General features: G+C 58.3%; 12 protein-coding genes and 2 pseudogenes. 9 read left to right on the forward strand and 5 right to left on the reverse strand.

Annotation, left to right across the window (positions count from 1 at the left end):
• Window positions 1-304: 304 nt before the first annotated feature.
• Window positions 305-1,054 (forward strand): CPBP family intramembrane glutamic endopeptidase, encoded by a 750-nt coding sequence (locus H5V44_RS05630; protein WP_185192146.1) that lies wholly within the window; start codon window positions 305-307, stop codon window positions 1,052-1,054.
• Window positions 1,055-1,090: 36 nt separating this feature from the next.
• On the opposite strand, the gene H5V44_RS05635 is transcribed toward H5V44_RS05630, so the two are convergent.
• On the reverse strand, window positions 1,091-2,926 hold the full coding sequence (locus H5V44_RS05635) for a DUF2339 domain-containing protein (protein ID WP_185192147.1): 1,836 nt from the start codon (window positions 2,924-2,926) through the stop codon (window positions 1,091-1,093).
• Between the two features lie 191 nt (window positions 2,927-3,117).
• Here H5V44_RS05635 and H5V44_RS05640 point away from each other — a divergent pair, with 191 nt between their 5' ends.
• Window positions 3,118-3,990: a CPBP family intramembrane glutamic endopeptidase gene (locus tag H5V44_RS05640; protein ID WP_185192148.1), complete on the forward strand. Its 873-nt coding sequence runs from the start codon at window positions 3,118-3,120 to the stop codon at window positions 3,988-3,990.
• Window positions 3,991-4,145: 155 nt separating this feature from the next.
• Entirely contained in the window at window positions 4,146-4,874 is a 729-nt protein-coding gene (locus H5V44_RS05645; protein ID WP_185192149.1) for a DUF6498-containing protein, read from the forward strand.
• 71 nt (window positions 4,875-4,945) lie between these two features.
• On the opposite strand, the gene H5V44_RS05650 is transcribed toward H5V44_RS05645, so the two are convergent.
• Entirely contained in the window at window positions 4,946-5,590 is a 645-nt protein-coding gene (locus H5V44_RS05650) for a helix-turn-helix domain-containing protein (RefSeq protein WP_185192150.1), read from the reverse strand.
• A 395-nt stretch (window positions 5,591-5,985) separates the two neighbouring features.
• On the opposite strand from H5V44_RS05650, the gene H5V44_RS05655 reads away from it, so the two are divergent.
• The 5 genes and pseudogenes from H5V44_RS05655 to H5V44_RS05675 all read left to right on the forward strand — a co-directional run bounded on the left by H5V44_RS05655 (window position 5,986) and on the right by H5V44_RS05675 (window position 10,926).
• The gene (locus H5V44_RS05655) at window positions 5,986-6,810 is read left to right on the forward strand and encodes a homing endonuclease associated repeat-containing protein (RefSeq protein WP_185192151.1); all 825 of its coding nucleotides are present in this window, start codon (window positions 5,986-5,988) and stop codon (window positions 6,808-6,810) included.
• A gap of 324 nt (window positions 6,811-7,134) precedes the next feature.
• A pseudogene (locus H5V44_RS05660) lies at window positions 7,135-8,291 on the forward strand (hypothetical protein).
• A gap of 66 nt (window positions 8,292-8,357) precedes the next feature.
• Window positions 8,358-8,579, forward strand: coding sequence for a hypothetical protein (locus H5V44_RS05665; RefSeq protein ID WP_004595552.1), 222 nt, complete (start codon window positions 8,358-8,360; stop codon window positions 8,577-8,579).
• Between the two features lie 227 nt (window positions 8,580-8,806).
• Window positions 8,807-10,024: a homing endonuclease associated repeat-containing protein gene (locus tag H5V44_RS05670; protein ID WP_185192152.1), complete on the forward strand. Its 1,218-nt coding sequence runs from the start codon at window positions 8,807-8,809 to the stop codon at window positions 10,022-10,024.
• A 203-nt stretch (window positions 10,025-10,227) separates the two neighbouring features.
• Window positions 10,228-10,926 (forward strand): hypothetical protein, encoded by a 699-nt coding sequence (locus H5V44_RS05675; protein WP_185192153.1) that lies wholly within the window; start codon window positions 10,228-10,230, stop codon window positions 10,924-10,926.
• Here H5V44_RS05675 and H5V44_RS05680 read toward each other — a convergent pair.
• The 3 genes and pseudogenes from H5V44_RS05680 to H5V44_RS05690 all read right to left on the reverse strand — a co-directional run.
• Window positions 10,923-12,197 (reverse strand): IS4 family transposase, encoded by a 1,275-nt coding sequence (locus tag H5V44_RS05680; protein WP_185192674.1) that lies wholly within the window; start codon window positions 12,195-12,197, stop codon window positions 10,923-10,925. The two genes, H5V44_RS05675 and H5V44_RS05680, sit on opposite strands and share 4 nt — an antisense overlap.
• A 232-nt stretch (window positions 12,198-12,429) precedes the next feature.
• Window positions 12,430-12,990 carry a phage tail protein gene (locus H5V44_RS05685; protein ID WP_185192154.1) on the reverse strand — a complete coding sequence of 187 codons (561 nt, stop codon included), beginning with the start codon at window positions 12,988-12,990 and terminating at the stop codon, window positions 12,430-12,432.
• A gap of 456 nt (window positions 12,991-13,446) precedes the next feature.
• Window positions 13,447-13,962 (reverse strand): annotated as a pseudogene (locus H5V44_RS05690) (RNA-guided endonuclease TnpB family protein); the annotation flags it as partial.
• Between the two features lie 106 nt (window positions 13,963-14,068).
• Here H5V44_RS05690 and H5V44_RS05695 point away from each other — a divergent pair.
• Entirely contained in the window at window positions 14,069-15,343 is a 1,275-nt protein-coding gene (locus H5V44_RS05695) for an IS4 family transposase (RefSeq protein ID WP_185192675.1), read from the forward strand.
• Window positions 15,344-15,498: the final 155 nt, after the last annotated feature.

Below are 15,498 nucleotides of genomic sequence, written 5' to 3' on the forward strand. Positions count from 1 at the left end.
GTGGAGACCACCCAGCCGCGCCAACCTGACCCCGGCGGGCCCTCCAGGCTCACGCCGCGTGTACGGCGGTACGTGAACCGTCGAGGCGTACCTGTACGGGCGTACCACGGCCTGAAAACCGATAAAACGTCACACCCGTTCAAGACATCGGCAGCCGACGGATGGGGTGAATGGCTTGGAACAATCCCCGCAGCGCGTCCTCGCTTCCCGCGAGTCGTGCGAGCCCTCAGCAGCGTAACCAGTCAGATGAGTGTCCCCGGCGTTGTGTAGCCCCTCGTCTCGGAGACAAAGGTGGTGACTCCGAATGAGCGTGCTCTCCGAGCACGGACCCGTGATCCCGGATACAGCAGCGGCGAGAGCAGCAGCTACGGCGTTCGTGTTGGCGATCGGAGGTGGCGTGGTTTCGTTCGCAGGCGTCGTACTCTTCGGAGCGGTCGGTGGCATACTGGGTATCACAGACACGGACATCTACATAGTGGCTGATGTCGGCGTCCAACTCGGGTTTGCCGTGGTCGCCGCAGGATACCTGTTCGTTGCCGACGAACGATCCCGGTACCTGAAGTTCCACCAGCCGACCGTCGAGGACATCGCGTGGATCCTCGCGCTTCCGGCTATCAGTGCAGCGCTATCGGTCGGTCTCACGACGGTTCTGCCTGTGTTCGGAATCGCCGTTCCAACACACAGCCATAGCAGCGTCGGAACCGCTGAACTGCTGTTGCAACGGCCGATGTTGTGGGCGGTCGCGATCCCCGCACTATACCTCTTTGCGGCGCCCATCGAGGAGATCCTGTATCGAGGCATCGTCCAGGGGCGGCTTCGTCCCCACCTCGGGACCGCGGGAGTGGTTCTCGCGAGCGGCGTCGCGTTCGGATCGATGCACACGCTGACATACCTGTTCGCGTCCGGTCCCCTCGTCTATACGATACTCTCGATCACCGCCTTCGGCTGCGTCTGGGCGTTCGTCTACGAGCGAACCGAGAACCTGGTCGTGACCGCGGTCAGTCACGCCATGTTCTGGACCGTTCCGTTCTCGACGCTTCTTCCGGTCGTCTAACCGGTTCGAGGGCGTTGACGCGACTGCCCTGCGTGCTCAGCCCTCGATGAACCGATCGAGCGGACGATCCCCCTGCCAGCGGGCGTACGCGTACGACGCCGCCAGGAGGAGACTCCCGAGGACGAGAAACGAGATCGTCCGGGCGATCGTATCGAGCCCCTGGGTGTCGAACAGGAACACCTTCGCCGTCGTCACACCGAACACGGCAACACCCTGGAGTCGGAACACACGCGTCTCCGTCCGGAGTCCAGCCCCGAAGAGCACTGCGCCGAACGTTGCCCACGCGACCGACAGGCCGAAGCCGGACAGTTCGAGTCCGAGCCCAACGACGGTAAGCGCAGTCGCTGTCAGGAGATACGGAACCGCCAGTCGGATGCTGTCGTCCCGGCGCGGAAGCGCGAACGTGTCGCCTCGGTGCCACCACGCGAGCCCGTAGAACGCCCCGATCGCGAGGAGGAACGCGGTCGGTCGCCCGGTCACAGTTGCAAGCGGGTCCGCGAGGGTGAGTCCGGACAACGCTCTCGCGTCGATGGCGAGAAGTTTGCCCACGGTCCCGACTGCGACGAGGTGTGCGCCCCACCGAGGTGCGTCACCGACACCATACCGTGTGACTGCGACCGCACCACAAGTGATCGCGAGTAATCCGACAGTGGCAGTTAACGTCTCGAGCGCCAGCACCGCGCTCACACCCAGGAACACAACGGCCGTCGTTCCCGCAACATCGTCCCGAGAGGCGGACTGGTGCTTGGTCGCCGCGTAGACCCCGCCGAGTGCGAGCGCAATCACCGCGACGGCGACACCCTCAACCGGCAGCCCTGGAACCCATTCTCGAGCGGTCCACTCCAACAGCGCCGCGGCGATCCCGGCGTTGAGCGGCGTCAGCGCCTGTAGCAGACGGCGGTGCCACGCGTCAGTCCGGCTGCTTCGTCTGAGTACGACGCTCCCTGCGACGTAGCTGGCGAAGACGGCGACGGTGACGCCGGCCACGACCCCCCACCCGGGGTCGAAGTCAGCCACCCACGCGATGACGAGCCCGTACGTCAGGGGGACGCTGGCGGTCACGTGCCGACTCCACGGGCGGATCGTCGCGATGACGACCAGCCCGAGGGTGAGCAGGAGTGCGTACGCGGGTGTCACGACGAAGCTCCCGGCGTCGAGTCCGAGGTACGCCGTCGCATAGCCCAGTAGGAACGCCTCGTCGGCCACCAGCGGATCCCCGTCAAACACGGACACGACGACGGTGGTTCCGATGAGGGTGGTCAGTACTACCAGAACGGCCCACAGCGGGGTCCCGATCGCAGTCCGGTACGACTGAAACCCGTAGGCCGCGTAGACGCTGAAAAAGGCGATCGCGAGCCCGGTGCCGGCGGTGATCCGTCCCCACCGCCAGTATCCTCGGCGGCGTGCGGCGTACCGTCCCCCGACGAGTAATGCGGTTCCAGCGACGGTACCCGCGACGACGCGGCCGAGCGGCCCGAGAATGCCGGCTTCGATCGCCACCCGAATGAAGAAGACGATCCCGAGGACGAGCGCGACGCTACCGACACGACCCAGCCACTTGGTTCCGATGTCCCGCTCCCAGTTCCGGCGGTCGTCGTCCGTCTCCCGTGCATCGCCCGTGTCGGAACTCGCGTCTGCGGGGGCGTGATCGCTACTACGTGTCCCCTGGGACGGGGGTGGCGACGGCGCGGGATCACTACCCTGTTGCTCCCGAGCGTGCGTTCGGTCGGAGTCACGTTCCCGTGGGCGCTGCTCTTCGGGCAGCGTGTCGCTGTCCAGTGTCGATTCGAGGCGGCCGAGACGATGTTGGAGGGCATCGACCTCCGACCGAAGCTCTCGAACCTCCGCTCTGAGGTCGTCATCGTCGGTCATACGGCGGCCATCGAACTAAATCGTCAAAAAGACATAGATAGCAAGTCGTTCGGAAGTAGTCGCCGGAGGCGTTCTGCCTTCTCCTACGCGTGAACTCGTGGGCCGACGTGCGAGTTCTGCTGTGAGTATGTACAATCTGTATTTGAGTCTGAATTACCTTTTGATCAGCATACACCGTACATACCAACAGGATGTCGCAGGAAACACTGACCCGCGTCGCCGCACTCAAGCGGAGCGCACCCCACCGGCCGGCCGGAACCTTTCTAGCCGTGCTAGTCACGTACTCCGCCCTTGTCGCTACAGGTATTTTTACCATACTGGAAGGAATTCCTCGCGTTCTGAAGATAGTAGTGTACGCGTGGGGTCCGATGATCAGTGCAGGAGTGACCGTCTGGGTGTTGGATGAGAGCGTTCGGGACTGGGTCGGACAACTCCGAAACGTACGGGTTGGGCCCCGGTGGTACCTCATCGGTATCGGGGTTATGCTGCTTGGAACCGAATTTGAGAATATCATCGCGGTGGTTCTCGGTAGCGACATTGTTGTTCCGGCATATCCGCCGATGACGTACGTGATTCCGTTCGTTGTCACCCTCTTTCTGGCCGGCGCATTGGAGGAGTTAGGCTGGCGCGGCTTCTTACAACCCCATCTTCAACAACGATTTGACGCGGTGTGGGTGAGTATCGGTATCGGCGTTACGTGGGCAGTGTGGCACATCCCAATGATGGTCGCTGGTTTCGGCGACTTTGCAGCCTTCTGGGAATATACGCTGAATATAACGGCAATATCGATCGTCTACGGCTGGCTGTACAATACCACCGACGCAGCGCTGCCAGTCGTGATGATCACGCACGCGGCTCACAATATCCCTCCGATCAGTACGTCCACCGGAACCGTGCCTACGATATTCACTACGGTATCAGGAGACACAATGATATACATTACTTGTGCTCTACTCGTTACATTGTACGCTGGATCACGGACGTTAACTCGGGATGGAACTCTCCCAGGAATTCCCGGGCAACCCAGAGGGCGTTCGCCGGGATCGGGGACTTCTGCTGACTGACCACATTTGTCAGATTCTCGAACGGAAACTTGGGAGACGTTAGGGTATTTAAATTAGCGAGTGCAGTCTCTTCACGACATCGAAAGCCACCATCGATTGAACGTGTTTGATAACAACAAAACGGAATAACAACGACCGAACGAGCAGATGAACATATGAGGAGGCACGGCCCGAAATGGGTTGTTGAACGGGTTCCTGAGGCACTCGGAGAGTCCCGTGACTTCGTTTCAGGAATCGTCCTGAACCTTGGACTCATCATCGGAGTGGTTATATTTCGGTGGAGCCTCGTTGAAATCGCACTCATCTACCTCATCGAAGTAGCGATTATCACCCTCCTGTTCTTCTCCGTTGCACTATTCACGCCGCAGCCGGTCGCGGAGCTCGATGGCGATCCGTGGAACACGGAGCCCAGTTCACTCCAGCCGATTGGTCTGCTCCCACCGGTGTACTGGCGGAACATCAAATTCATCGCGGGCAGGGCTATCGGCAGCGGTGCGTTCATCGGAGCAGTACTGACACCGGTCGCGTCCAGAGCCGGTTTGGACTCGGACCCTCCCCTCTCGCTGGGGCTCGCGATTGCCGGCATCGTTCTGTTTCAACTGACGCGGATCTGGCGATATTTCATTTCCAACCGATCGTATCAGGAGAAGTCACCGGCAGACGCGATGGAGTTCGCGTTTGCACCGGTTATTGAGTTGTACCTGATATTTATGTATGTGATCGTTCCCGTCACTCTCGTACTTGCGAGTATCGCGTTCACAACGGATGTCAATCTGGATGCCTGGCCCGTTTTATTGCTCTATTTGATTCCAATCGGAGCGATTCGGGCGTGGTTCGGAAGTTTGGATCCGCAGACGAACGATTTCGAAATCAGTTTCAGTTGAGGATCCGGGGGCTGCCCTATCGCCGGTATCCGGATGCTCAGCCTCACACTCCGCTCGCACACGACTCGTAACTATCGGTGGTTGCGCACCTGACGAACGGGCCGGAGTATACGGTGTGGTAACCAAGTGCCGAACCGCACGACAGGTGTCAGCCGACCCCAGGTCTGCGGGACCGCTCTGTACTCCCCCTCAGTCCTGCTGACTTGCCCTCGCTGTTCTAAGTACTCGAGGGCGGACCTGACTCGCGACTCGGTCAGGTCACAGATTTCCGCGAGCTCCGTAGGGGTATGCGGCTGGTCGCTTTCGCGAAGCGCCTGGTGCACCGTGTGCAAAATCTGCATCCGGAGCATCGCCTCGGATTCTGCTCCCGAGACGAACTCGTGGGGCGTCCGGGCGGACCCGTACCGGATCGTGATCGCGCCGTCGAGAACAAACCAGAGACCGACGAGCAGGACCACGCCTCCGATCCACGCCGTGTAACTGAGCGTCAGGAACACGCCCACAGCCACCAGTCCCAGACCGTAGACCAGCCAGTTTGCTCCGTCCGGGAGGTCGTACGCCTCGTCCATCGCGCTGTACGTCAGCATTCCTGCAGAGAGGATTAGAACGGGTGCTAGTGATCGAGCGGTGTGTTCGGTAAATACCACAAGAGCTGCGAACACGCCCACTGCGCCGAGGAACGTCCGGAGGGTATCGTCGGTGACGGGGAGAGTCATACTAGCGGGACACCGACATTCGACGTGTTCAGGCCACTTTTCCATTACTGTTCAGCGGAGAAGCGAGACAGGCGTTTGTCGATGAACGTTCCTGCGTCGAGGTGTCTGATACGGATTATTGTCGTCAATTACCGGTCATCGACGACCCCGCCCCCGGCGATGACCGGTAATCCGGTACAATATTCCGTATGAGAGTAACAGCACAGAGGCCAGAACCACCTTCGCTGGCGTCGATGGACGTACCGACGCCGAACTCCCCGAGTGGTACCGACAGCAGCACGGAAGGGATGTCGCCGTAAGCTTCTTTAAGCCGGTTCCTGACCTCTCGCAGTCGCTCAGTAGGTCGAGAGTTTATAACCCATTACGGGGGAACCGCGGAGGGAGGTGACGGAGCCGTGACAGAGCATATCTGTGACTACTGTGGCGAGTCATTTGCGACCTCCAACGAACTGGGCGGGCACGTAACGGCCGTCCATCGCCGCGACCAGATCCTAACGGACGCGGACGTAATTCTCGACGACCTCCAGCGTGTCGCAGACAAATTAGGAAAACCGCCGACAGCAAAGGAAATGAGCGAGCACGGGGAGTATTCCCAACGGGTCTGTCAGAAGAGGTTCGGGAGTTGGAACGAGGCGCTTCGTGAGGCTGGCTTCGCCCCGAATCGAAAATACCGACTCACCGATCAGGACCTGTTGGATGAGATTAACCGCCTCGCAGACCAGTTCGGTCGCCCGCCGTCGAGCGGCGAGATGAATCGAATCAGGAAGTTTCACAAGTGTACATATCTCGAACGGTTTGGTGGATGGGAAGAGGCGCTCAGCGAAGCTGGCTTCTCACAGCCGCAGTCCTATCAAGAGTGCTCGGCGATCCCCTACGGCCCGAACTGGCCAGAACAGCGACGAAAAGCGTTGAAACGCGATGACTACGAGTGTCAAACACCTTGGTGTGGGATGACCCAAGTAGATCATCAAGAGCAGGTGGGAAAGGATATCTCGGTCCACCATCTGGTTCCGCGGAAGTTCTTCATCGATCCCGACGGGCGGTTTGACCACGAGCAAGCAAATCGAATCGCGAATCTCGTGACGGTCTGTTCAAAACACCATCTCATCTGGGAGGCCGTCGCCCCACAGCGACTAGATACGATTGTCGACAGCACACAGTCGCAAGAGATAGCCGGGGGAGAGTGTGTTGGTCACCCCCCACGAGGGGGTGAGGGGTAAGGCCCCAGTGGTCTGCATGCGAGAAACAGACGAGTCCATCCCGACACCAAACGCAGACGACCTCACGAAGAGAGAACGACTTCACTGGCACCTCACCAGTGTCCTCGCAACCGCCGAGTCACCGGAAACGAAAGCCCATCTTCGAGGAGCACTTGCGGAGTACCGGAGGCTCCCGCCAACACCACTCGTCGAGTGTCCGCTCTGTGGAAAAGTCGGGCTTCCAGAACGTATCCAAGCCCACGAGTGTCGACAGTCGTAGCGTCGTTTTTTGCGCCTCAATGGGTGGAGGCGCAGATCAGAACGTTCGCGCCTTCGGAGGATGCTATGAAAGACCCAGAGGAAGCTACGGTCTTCGCAGGCCTCGATGGGCGAACCGAGACTGAACTACCTGAGTGGCACGCGGAGCAACACGCTACCCCCGATCCAGTCAGTTTCAGTCGGGCGATTCGAGAGCTTCCACAGGCGATCGAGACAACAGTCGCGTATCGCAACCCCCATACTGAGGAGTGGGTCGAAACCGAGCGGTTCAACGCACTCGTCGAGCCGTCGCGGTTACAAACAGAACCAGACGGTGATACCGAAGCAATGTCGCTATTTCACATCCCGACTGACAGCTACGCGATCATCAACCCAGTCGACTTCTACGGGCCGCTAGAGGAGGTCCTCCGCGAGGAGACCATCGACGGGACGCCGCTCGGTGACGTGCTGTTCGGCGAAATCCGGCGCTACCGGGGCGGCGGCGAGGTCCACATGGACATCATGTTCGACGGCCTCGAAGTGCGCCTGCCTGGCCGGTCGGACCCGATCACGATGGGCGTCACGTCGGGCTACGACTTCTTCGGTGAGCACGCGGTCTACGTGGAAGGATTCGCTCAGGACGGGTACTGCTCGAATTCGATGCGCTCGCTCACCGACAAGGAGGTTATCAAGCACGTCGGGGACGTTCGGGACTTCCGGACCTGGTGGGAAGAGATTCTCGCGCAGGTCGAACTCGTGGCTGACGACCTCTTCGAGTTCATCCGTGACGCCCAAGATATCGACCTCGATTTCTCCGAGCTCCCGTTCACCGTCACGAAGTTTTACAGCCTGCTCGGCTTCCCGGACTACCTGGCCGAGCGTGCCGCCGGCGATGCAGAAGCCAATGGGCATCGCCCGTCGAGATCGATATGTGGACGCTCCACTCCGGCGCGACGTACGCGCTGACCCACTTCTTCCAGGGCAAGGAAGGCGCGTCGTTGGACGGCTACGTTCGCACGGCCAACGACATCCTGTTCAACCCCGAGGGTACCATCGAGCGGGTCGAGCGAGCCTACGAGGAGGAGCTGGAGGCGAACGGCGACGACGGGTCGCAGGCGTCGCTCGCCGGCGAGCGGGCGCTCGCGAGCATCGAGCGCGTCAGCGACGATCTACAGGACAAGGTCGACCAGTTCGAGGAGCGGGAGGACGCGCTTCGTGAGCGGTTCCAGGACGCGATGGCCTGACGCCGCGACGGTGACGTAGTCGTCTGTTCTGTCTTTCTCGCCCTTCAGGGGTGGAGGGCGATAGAGATGAAGAATTCCGCGGACAGCAGCGGCAATAACGATGAATTCCCACCCGAGAAGCGCCTCGAAGCACCGAACTACCGACTGATCAAGGCCGGGATCGCGACGATCCCCGATATGGAGACACTCCGTGAGTGTGTTGCCTACGAGAACGCCCACCAGAATCGGACGCAGATTCTGCGTCGCCTCCAGTGGAAAGCAGAAGAGTTGCGTGAGGATGAGGAGTAGCGATCAGTCTTAACCAACAATCGGAGTCAGCCAACACCTCGTGTTGGTTAACGGAGAGAGTATCCCGTTTTTCGGGCCCCTGAATGGGTGCGGAGCGACCAGCAGCCCCCTCGCGAGCCCAACATAGAGGCTCAGTCAGCATCAACAAGTGACAATTGATAAACAGAGAACTGATATTTAAATACCAAGCCGGGACCAAACTGAGTGATCCAAGCACATCGCAAATTATGGGCAAGAAGCTGTATTCAGACGAAGAACTCCTCAATCGTCTCCAGGGATTCGCCTCTGAGCTCGGGCGGCCTCCGTCGCAGAATGAGATGAACGAGTCCGGCCCTCATACCGCAAAGACCTACGCGGACCGTTTCGGGTCGTGGAATGAAGCGCTCAAGACTGCCGACCTTGAGACGGGGACAAACGAGCCAAACGGCAGACCAGCGACACCGGAAGCCGATCTTCTTGCGGATCTCAAATCAGTTGCTGAAATCGCAGGAGGGGCACCTTCAGAGCGAACCTACAGAGATCACGGAAAGTACTCGGTGAAAACATACTGTAAGCGATTCGGCGGGTGGAACTCAGCACTACGGGCAGCTGGGTTGGAGCCCAACGTTGAATTGAACCTCTCCGAAGAAGCACTCATTTCGGCTCTACAGGAGTTCGCTGAGGAACTTGGCCGCCCACCCACAACAGACGAGATGGATCAAGATGGTCCACATACCACAGGTCCGTACAAGCGGGCCTTCGGAAATTGGAATCAGGCTCTTCGGAGGGCTGGCTTAGAGGTATACTATACACGAAACGTGAGTGAGGACACTCTGCTGTCTGAGCTCAAGAGACTCAGCGAAGAGCTGGGACACATTCCCCGCAAAGAGGAGATGCGGGACCAGGGAAAATGGAGCGGATCGGTCTATCAGAAGCAATTCGGTTCTTGGAACGAGGCTCTTAGAGCCGCTGGCTTCGAACCAAATACCCGATGGCGAATTCCGCGGGAGGATTTGTTGACCGAATTGCGAGAACTCGCGGAAGAGTTGGGCCACCCGCCGACAACGAGTGAGATGCTTGAACACGGGAAATTCACGACCCAGCCGTATCAGCGCGTATTCGGTACGTGGCGAACAGCCCTACAGGCGGCCGATCCAGACTATTTGGAGAACTACCGTCAGTCAAATACCGGGACAGTGCCGTTTGGCTCAAACTGGCCAGAGATTCGTGAGGAGATCATCACCCGTGACAACGAGTCCTGTCTGCGCTGCGGTATGGGCCGCGAAGCTCACCGCGAGAAATTCGGTCGTGATCTCCCGGTTCACCACCGGGTTCCTCGACGCCGGTTCTACAACGATCCAGATCGGTCTGTCGACGATGCAGATGTCCCGAGTAACCTGCTGACTCTCTGTATTCCGTGTCACCGGCGCATAGAGCGGATGCCAGTCCAGCCAGTAGTTGAGTGATCTGACGAATACAGATCCCGGTCAGTACCTCACAATTTCGTTAGGGGCTGACAGAAGTCAGCTACTGAATATATGCGTGAGTTCAGCATTGAATAGTGATGAAGCGGTGTGCAGATGCGAAAAATTGTAGAGCTAATTCACGTTCTGCGAATCCTTCAGGTTGAACAGTGTTTAGGTGAGTAGTAAATCAAAACCAGTAACAAATGGAGATTGATACTGCTGCTTTGATTCGTTATGACCTTTGCCACGAGTCAGAGAGCGATTTACTCCTGGGCAGCCTCCAAACACTGTACAATAATGAGGAGCAATTTGGTGAACAGGTTCTAGGCGGTCAGCAATGGGAACGTTACCGATTCGAAGGAGACCTACAACTCACTGATGATTCGCTTGGTGTATTCGACTCAGTGAAGACATTCGTCAGCTTCGAGACTCGACATCTTATCGATGCTGTAACAGTCGCCGAGTTGAGCGAAGAGCAAGTCAAAGAGATCGAAGAGGAGGAGGCGAACAGAACCCAATATGTCATCGACGATCTCGCTGAGCAGCTCAGTGGAGTAGCGGAAAAAATTCCCACGGTTGCACCGACCGATTTCAATCGGCAACCCATCCAATTCTACGTTGAGCCGCCAGAAGCACAGCAAGTATTTGGTGATAGTGGAGACGTATCAGACGAGTTGTTAGCCCAGTTTCTTGAGGAAAATAGGGAAGAACTGAGTAAGATTCACTACGGAATAGATCATCAACAGTCGCTACTCAACGGAGAGGATCTGATCGCACCCCAAGGCACGGCATTTCCTTGGGGTAAACTGACTGTTTTCAATTTGACTTCCCCACCAGAGTCTGAGACAGATTTCGAGCCAATATGGCTTCGTCGACTCAGACCACCATTCGTCTTTAGCTAAGACTCGCACCTCGGTTGCGTAGCGGTAGCGAGCGTCTCTTGCAGGATCGGTCGTTGCTTGTGGATCTTCTGTGCGTCTTCGATCAGCCGCTCCAACAGCGGCGGTGGCGAGTAGCCGAGATACTCGCCGAGTTCGTGGAGGATGAGCTGGGCGTGCGACCGGAAGGTCGCCGCCCAGCGTTCCGGCGGAAACACGATCTCATCGTCGGCCTGCTCGGTGACTAGATCCAACAGCTCACGACTCACCAGCAGTGACAGCAACGCCGCATACAGTAGAATTTCCACGATATCCGGGTCGCTCGTGTCGAACTCGTCTAGTTCATATTGTGTCTTCAGCTCACGAAACAGCGTTTCTACCTCCCACCGACACCGATACAGCGTTGCGAGATCCGCCGGGAGAAACTCCTCTCGCGGCAGATTCGTGATGTACAAGTGGTAGTCGTCGGCGTCCTCGTCGCGGACGCCGACGACGCGGAATCGCTTCGTATCCAGCGAGCGCGTTCCCTCGTACTGGCCTCGCTTGAACTCTGCTTCGACCTCCACGTCGATGTATTGTCGGTGCAGATCTCCCACCACATCCTGGATCTGTTCGCCCTCCAAGGGCCTGGCGCGGCCGCGCCAGGCCCGTAACTCCTCCGTTATCACGGGATTCGCGTTCTGCTTCAGCCGACTCACAAAGTAGCCGTCGTTCTCGTCGATCAGCGCAAAGCGGCGGTACTTGAAGTACGCCAGATCGAGCAAAACCAGCCGTCCGTGCAGCCACGACCCTGTCCTGAACAGGGTGCTGTCGTGCGTTTTCTCGTCAGTCACGTCGAACCGTTCGATCGTCTCGTCGGTAGCGTTATCGAGCAGGTGGAGCTTCGCTCCAGCCTGCTCCTCGTGGCGGGCTTGGAACTCCTCTGAGAGGAACTCGTGCAACCGTACCACGGTTCCATCAGCGATCATCACATCTCTGAACCGATCGATATCAGCGTCAACAGCGTCGGGAACAGCGACCTCGTCGAGGCCGGCCTCAACGAGGTCGCGGAGATACTCCGCGAGTGTCGGCGTCAACCGGTGATAGAAGCCGCCGGGAGAGATCGTCTCATCAGCCGTGGAGTTGTAATTGCGTCTGAACCCAGTGAGTGTTCGGCTCTCGCCTGCGGCGAAGCCGAACACGAGCGCCCACACGAGGACTGGAACCTGTAGCTTGCCCTCTCGCTCGATCACGCCGAGTTCCTCGGCGTGCTCTTCGAGATACTCAGAGGGAAACAGTGTAGTGAGCCGACGCATAATTCTCGATGAGGAGGCTCTGTTGGACACAGCTATCGCCTCCTCATTCCTCTCGAAAAGAAGTCTCGATAAGCCGCTGCTGTCACGCGGTTTGTCGCTGAGCTAAAGACGGATGGCCGGAGGGATCTTCGGTCCCTCGCTGCTCGCGCGGATGCTGGCAGTGAGATATTGGCCAGCGTACCGTCCCCCACGGCCGTGTCATAGAAGGCTCCGCACGCTCTGTCCATCCAGACTATACGTCCACCCGCGACATCCTGTCGTAGCTGACGGTAATTGACTCCGTGAGCACGGAAGCATCATTTCCCGCAACTGAGAGCTCTGGCGCGCCGAACTTCTTGACCCACGCGTTCGTGAACTCCCATTGGATGGCCGGTTGACCTGTCTCGGTTAGGAGGGTGACGGATACGTTTCTTCGCGCTCTTTGATCGTTCCCGTCCTGCACTGCGTCCCGCCAGTCGCGGAGTGTGGAGTCGCCATGCATGACACCACGCTCCATTACGAGGTCTTCGAACGTCGTCTGTCCGTCACTCTCTGTGGTACTCCCCGGAATTTTCACGCGTGCGAATCCCGATATCTCGATGCCGTCGATCTCCACCTTGAAGCGACCGTTCTGAACTGGCGCGCCTCTATCGGGGCTGACTTGTTGTGTATCAGATTGCATTGGTGTATCCGTTCGGTTTCCGTTTTCGCCATCCGTGAACTCGAAGTTCATCGAGCAACCGCTCAGTGCGACGGTTGATCCCGCTACCGTCAAGGTCTGGAGCGCATCACGCCGAGTGACCTCTGGTTCCATCAGTGAACTCTCTATTTGCCAGACTATCGGTATGTCCCCGGGACGCTACGAACAACGTTCACAGCGATATCATATCGAATCAGTGTATTCCGGAGATATCTGTGCATCCGCTATGAGTCGAAAACGTATGACTTATAATAAACGTTTTGAGTGGACGTGCTTACAGACGGTTGCTTTGACCAGAGTATCGCAGAGCAATTCCCAGGGACTCCTTTCATAGAGAATCAGTCGAATCGGCCGTCGGAACGAGTGTATGTCTCTGGCGTTTTCCCCTTCCAGTTGGTGACTACTGGCGTCTGACCGCTGTGAGTTCTCTACCGAACGGTTTGATCACCGCTGGCTGACGGGTTCACTGTGGTGTCTACGCGCCCTGTACTGGCCCCTGTCTCAATATGCCTCCGGGAGGGTGCACTGCAGTGAACCGCCTCGGGGTCATACCCCGAGGCTTCCCGTGGATTAGTCGGACACGCCTCGGATACCATTGGAATGATCCCCTCTCGCGGCATCCGAGGTCACGGTCGGGGCGTCCACGGCCCCCGATGCCTGTCGTCGCACCTTCCGCACTTGGGGAAGGCTGTTGAGAGCAGGCACATTCCAGTCTTGATGCTTCTCGATGCCTTTGACGGCGATGCTGATGCTCGCACCTCGGTCGGCGTGGTCTTGGTGCCCACAGTCTCGACACTTGAACCGCTTTTTGTTGCGGTTCGCCCGTTCTGTGTGTCCGCACATCGGACACTGCTGACTCGTGTATTCAGGGTCAATCCACGCCGTTGGCACGCCTTCGAAGGCGGCTTTGTACGACGTGTAGTATTGGAGCGCACGGAACGGCAGGTGGTGCAAGCGTCGGTTCATCCGCGTACCGTAGTCGATGCTGTCGCGCATCTCTTTGAGGTCTTCAAAGACGATGCACGGCGTCTCGAACTGTTGACTCCACTCCACGATGTGATGACTCACCTTGTGGAGCATCCGTCTTTAGTTAGGAGACGAACCGCGTGACAGCAGCGGCTTATCGAGGCTTCTTTGCGAGAGGAATGAGAAGGCGGCGTCTGTGCACAACGATACCTCCTCACCTCAGATTATGCGTCGGCTCACTACACTGTTTCCTTCCGAGTTTCTTGAAGAGCACGCCGAGGAACTCGGCGTGGTCGAACGCAACAGGAAAACGCAGATGCCCGCCCTCGTGTGGTCGTTCGTGTTCGGCTTCGCCGCAGGCGAGAGCCGAACACTCGCTGGGTTCCGTCGCAACTACAACGCTACTGCCGATGAGACACTCTCACCCGGCGGATTCCATCAGCGGTTGACGCCGACGTTTGCGGAGTATCTGCGCGACCTCGTCGATGCCGCGCTCGACGAGGTCGCTGTTCCTGACGCTGTGGACGTCGATGTTGATCGGTTCCCTGACGTAATGATTGCCGACGGTACGGTGTTGCGGTTACATCGGTTTCTCTCCGAGGAGTTCGAACCACGCCGAGGGGAGCAGGGTGGAGCGCGGCTCCACCTGCTCCACAACGTCACCGAGCAGACAATTGATCGGTTCAGCGTCACTGACCAAAAAGCACACGACAGCACCGAGTTTTCCACGGGATCGTGGCTGGAAGACCGGTTGGTACTGTTCGATCAAGCGTACTTCAAGTACCGCCGCTTTGCACTGATTGACGAAAACGACGGCTACTTGGTGAGTCGGCTGAAAGAGAACGCGAATCCGCTGATAACGGAGGAATTGCAGGAATGGCGCGGTCGCGCCATTCCCTTGGAGGGCAAGCAGATCCACGATGTGGTCGATGATCTCTCGCGGAAGTACATCGACATAGAGGTCGAAGCGGAGTTCAAGCGGGGCCAGTACGAGGGAACGCGCTCGCTGGATACGAAGCGATTCCGCGTCGTCGGCATCCGCGACGAGGACGCCGACGACTACCACCTGTACATCACGAATCTGCCGAGAGAGGAGTTTTTCCCGGCGGATTTAGCAACGTTGTATCGGTGTCGGTGGGAGGTAGACACGCTGTTTCGTGAACTGAAGACGCAGTACGAGTTGGACGAGTTCAACACAAGCGACCCGGATGTGGTGAAAATTCTGCTGTATGCGGCGTTGCTGTCACTGCTGGTGAGTCGTGAGCTGTTGGATCTAGTCACCGAGCAGGCCGACGACGAGATCGTGTTTCCGCCGGAACGCTGGGCGGCGACCTTCCGGTCGCACGCCCAGCTCCTCCTCCACGAACTCGGAGAGTACCTTGGCTACTCGCCACCGCCGTTGCTGGAGCGGCTGATCGAGGATGCTCAGAAGATCCACCAACAACGACCGATCTTACAGGAGACACTCGCTACCGCTACACAACCGAGGTGTGAGTCTTAGCTAAAGACGAATGGTGTAGATCTGGTTGGTCGTCGTACCTGCACACAAATTGAGGACATCCTCTAAACAGAGTGACAATTGAGGTAGAGAAACACGTAGCCGTGATTTAATCCACCCGATATTTCCCCAATGTGGGTATGGCAGTGTCAGGCTGA

This window comes from Halobellus ruber (genome assembly GCF_014212355.1).
Classification (GTDB): Archaea; Halobacteriota; Halobacteria; order Halobacteriales; family Haloferacaceae; genus Haloquadratum; species Haloquadratum rubrum.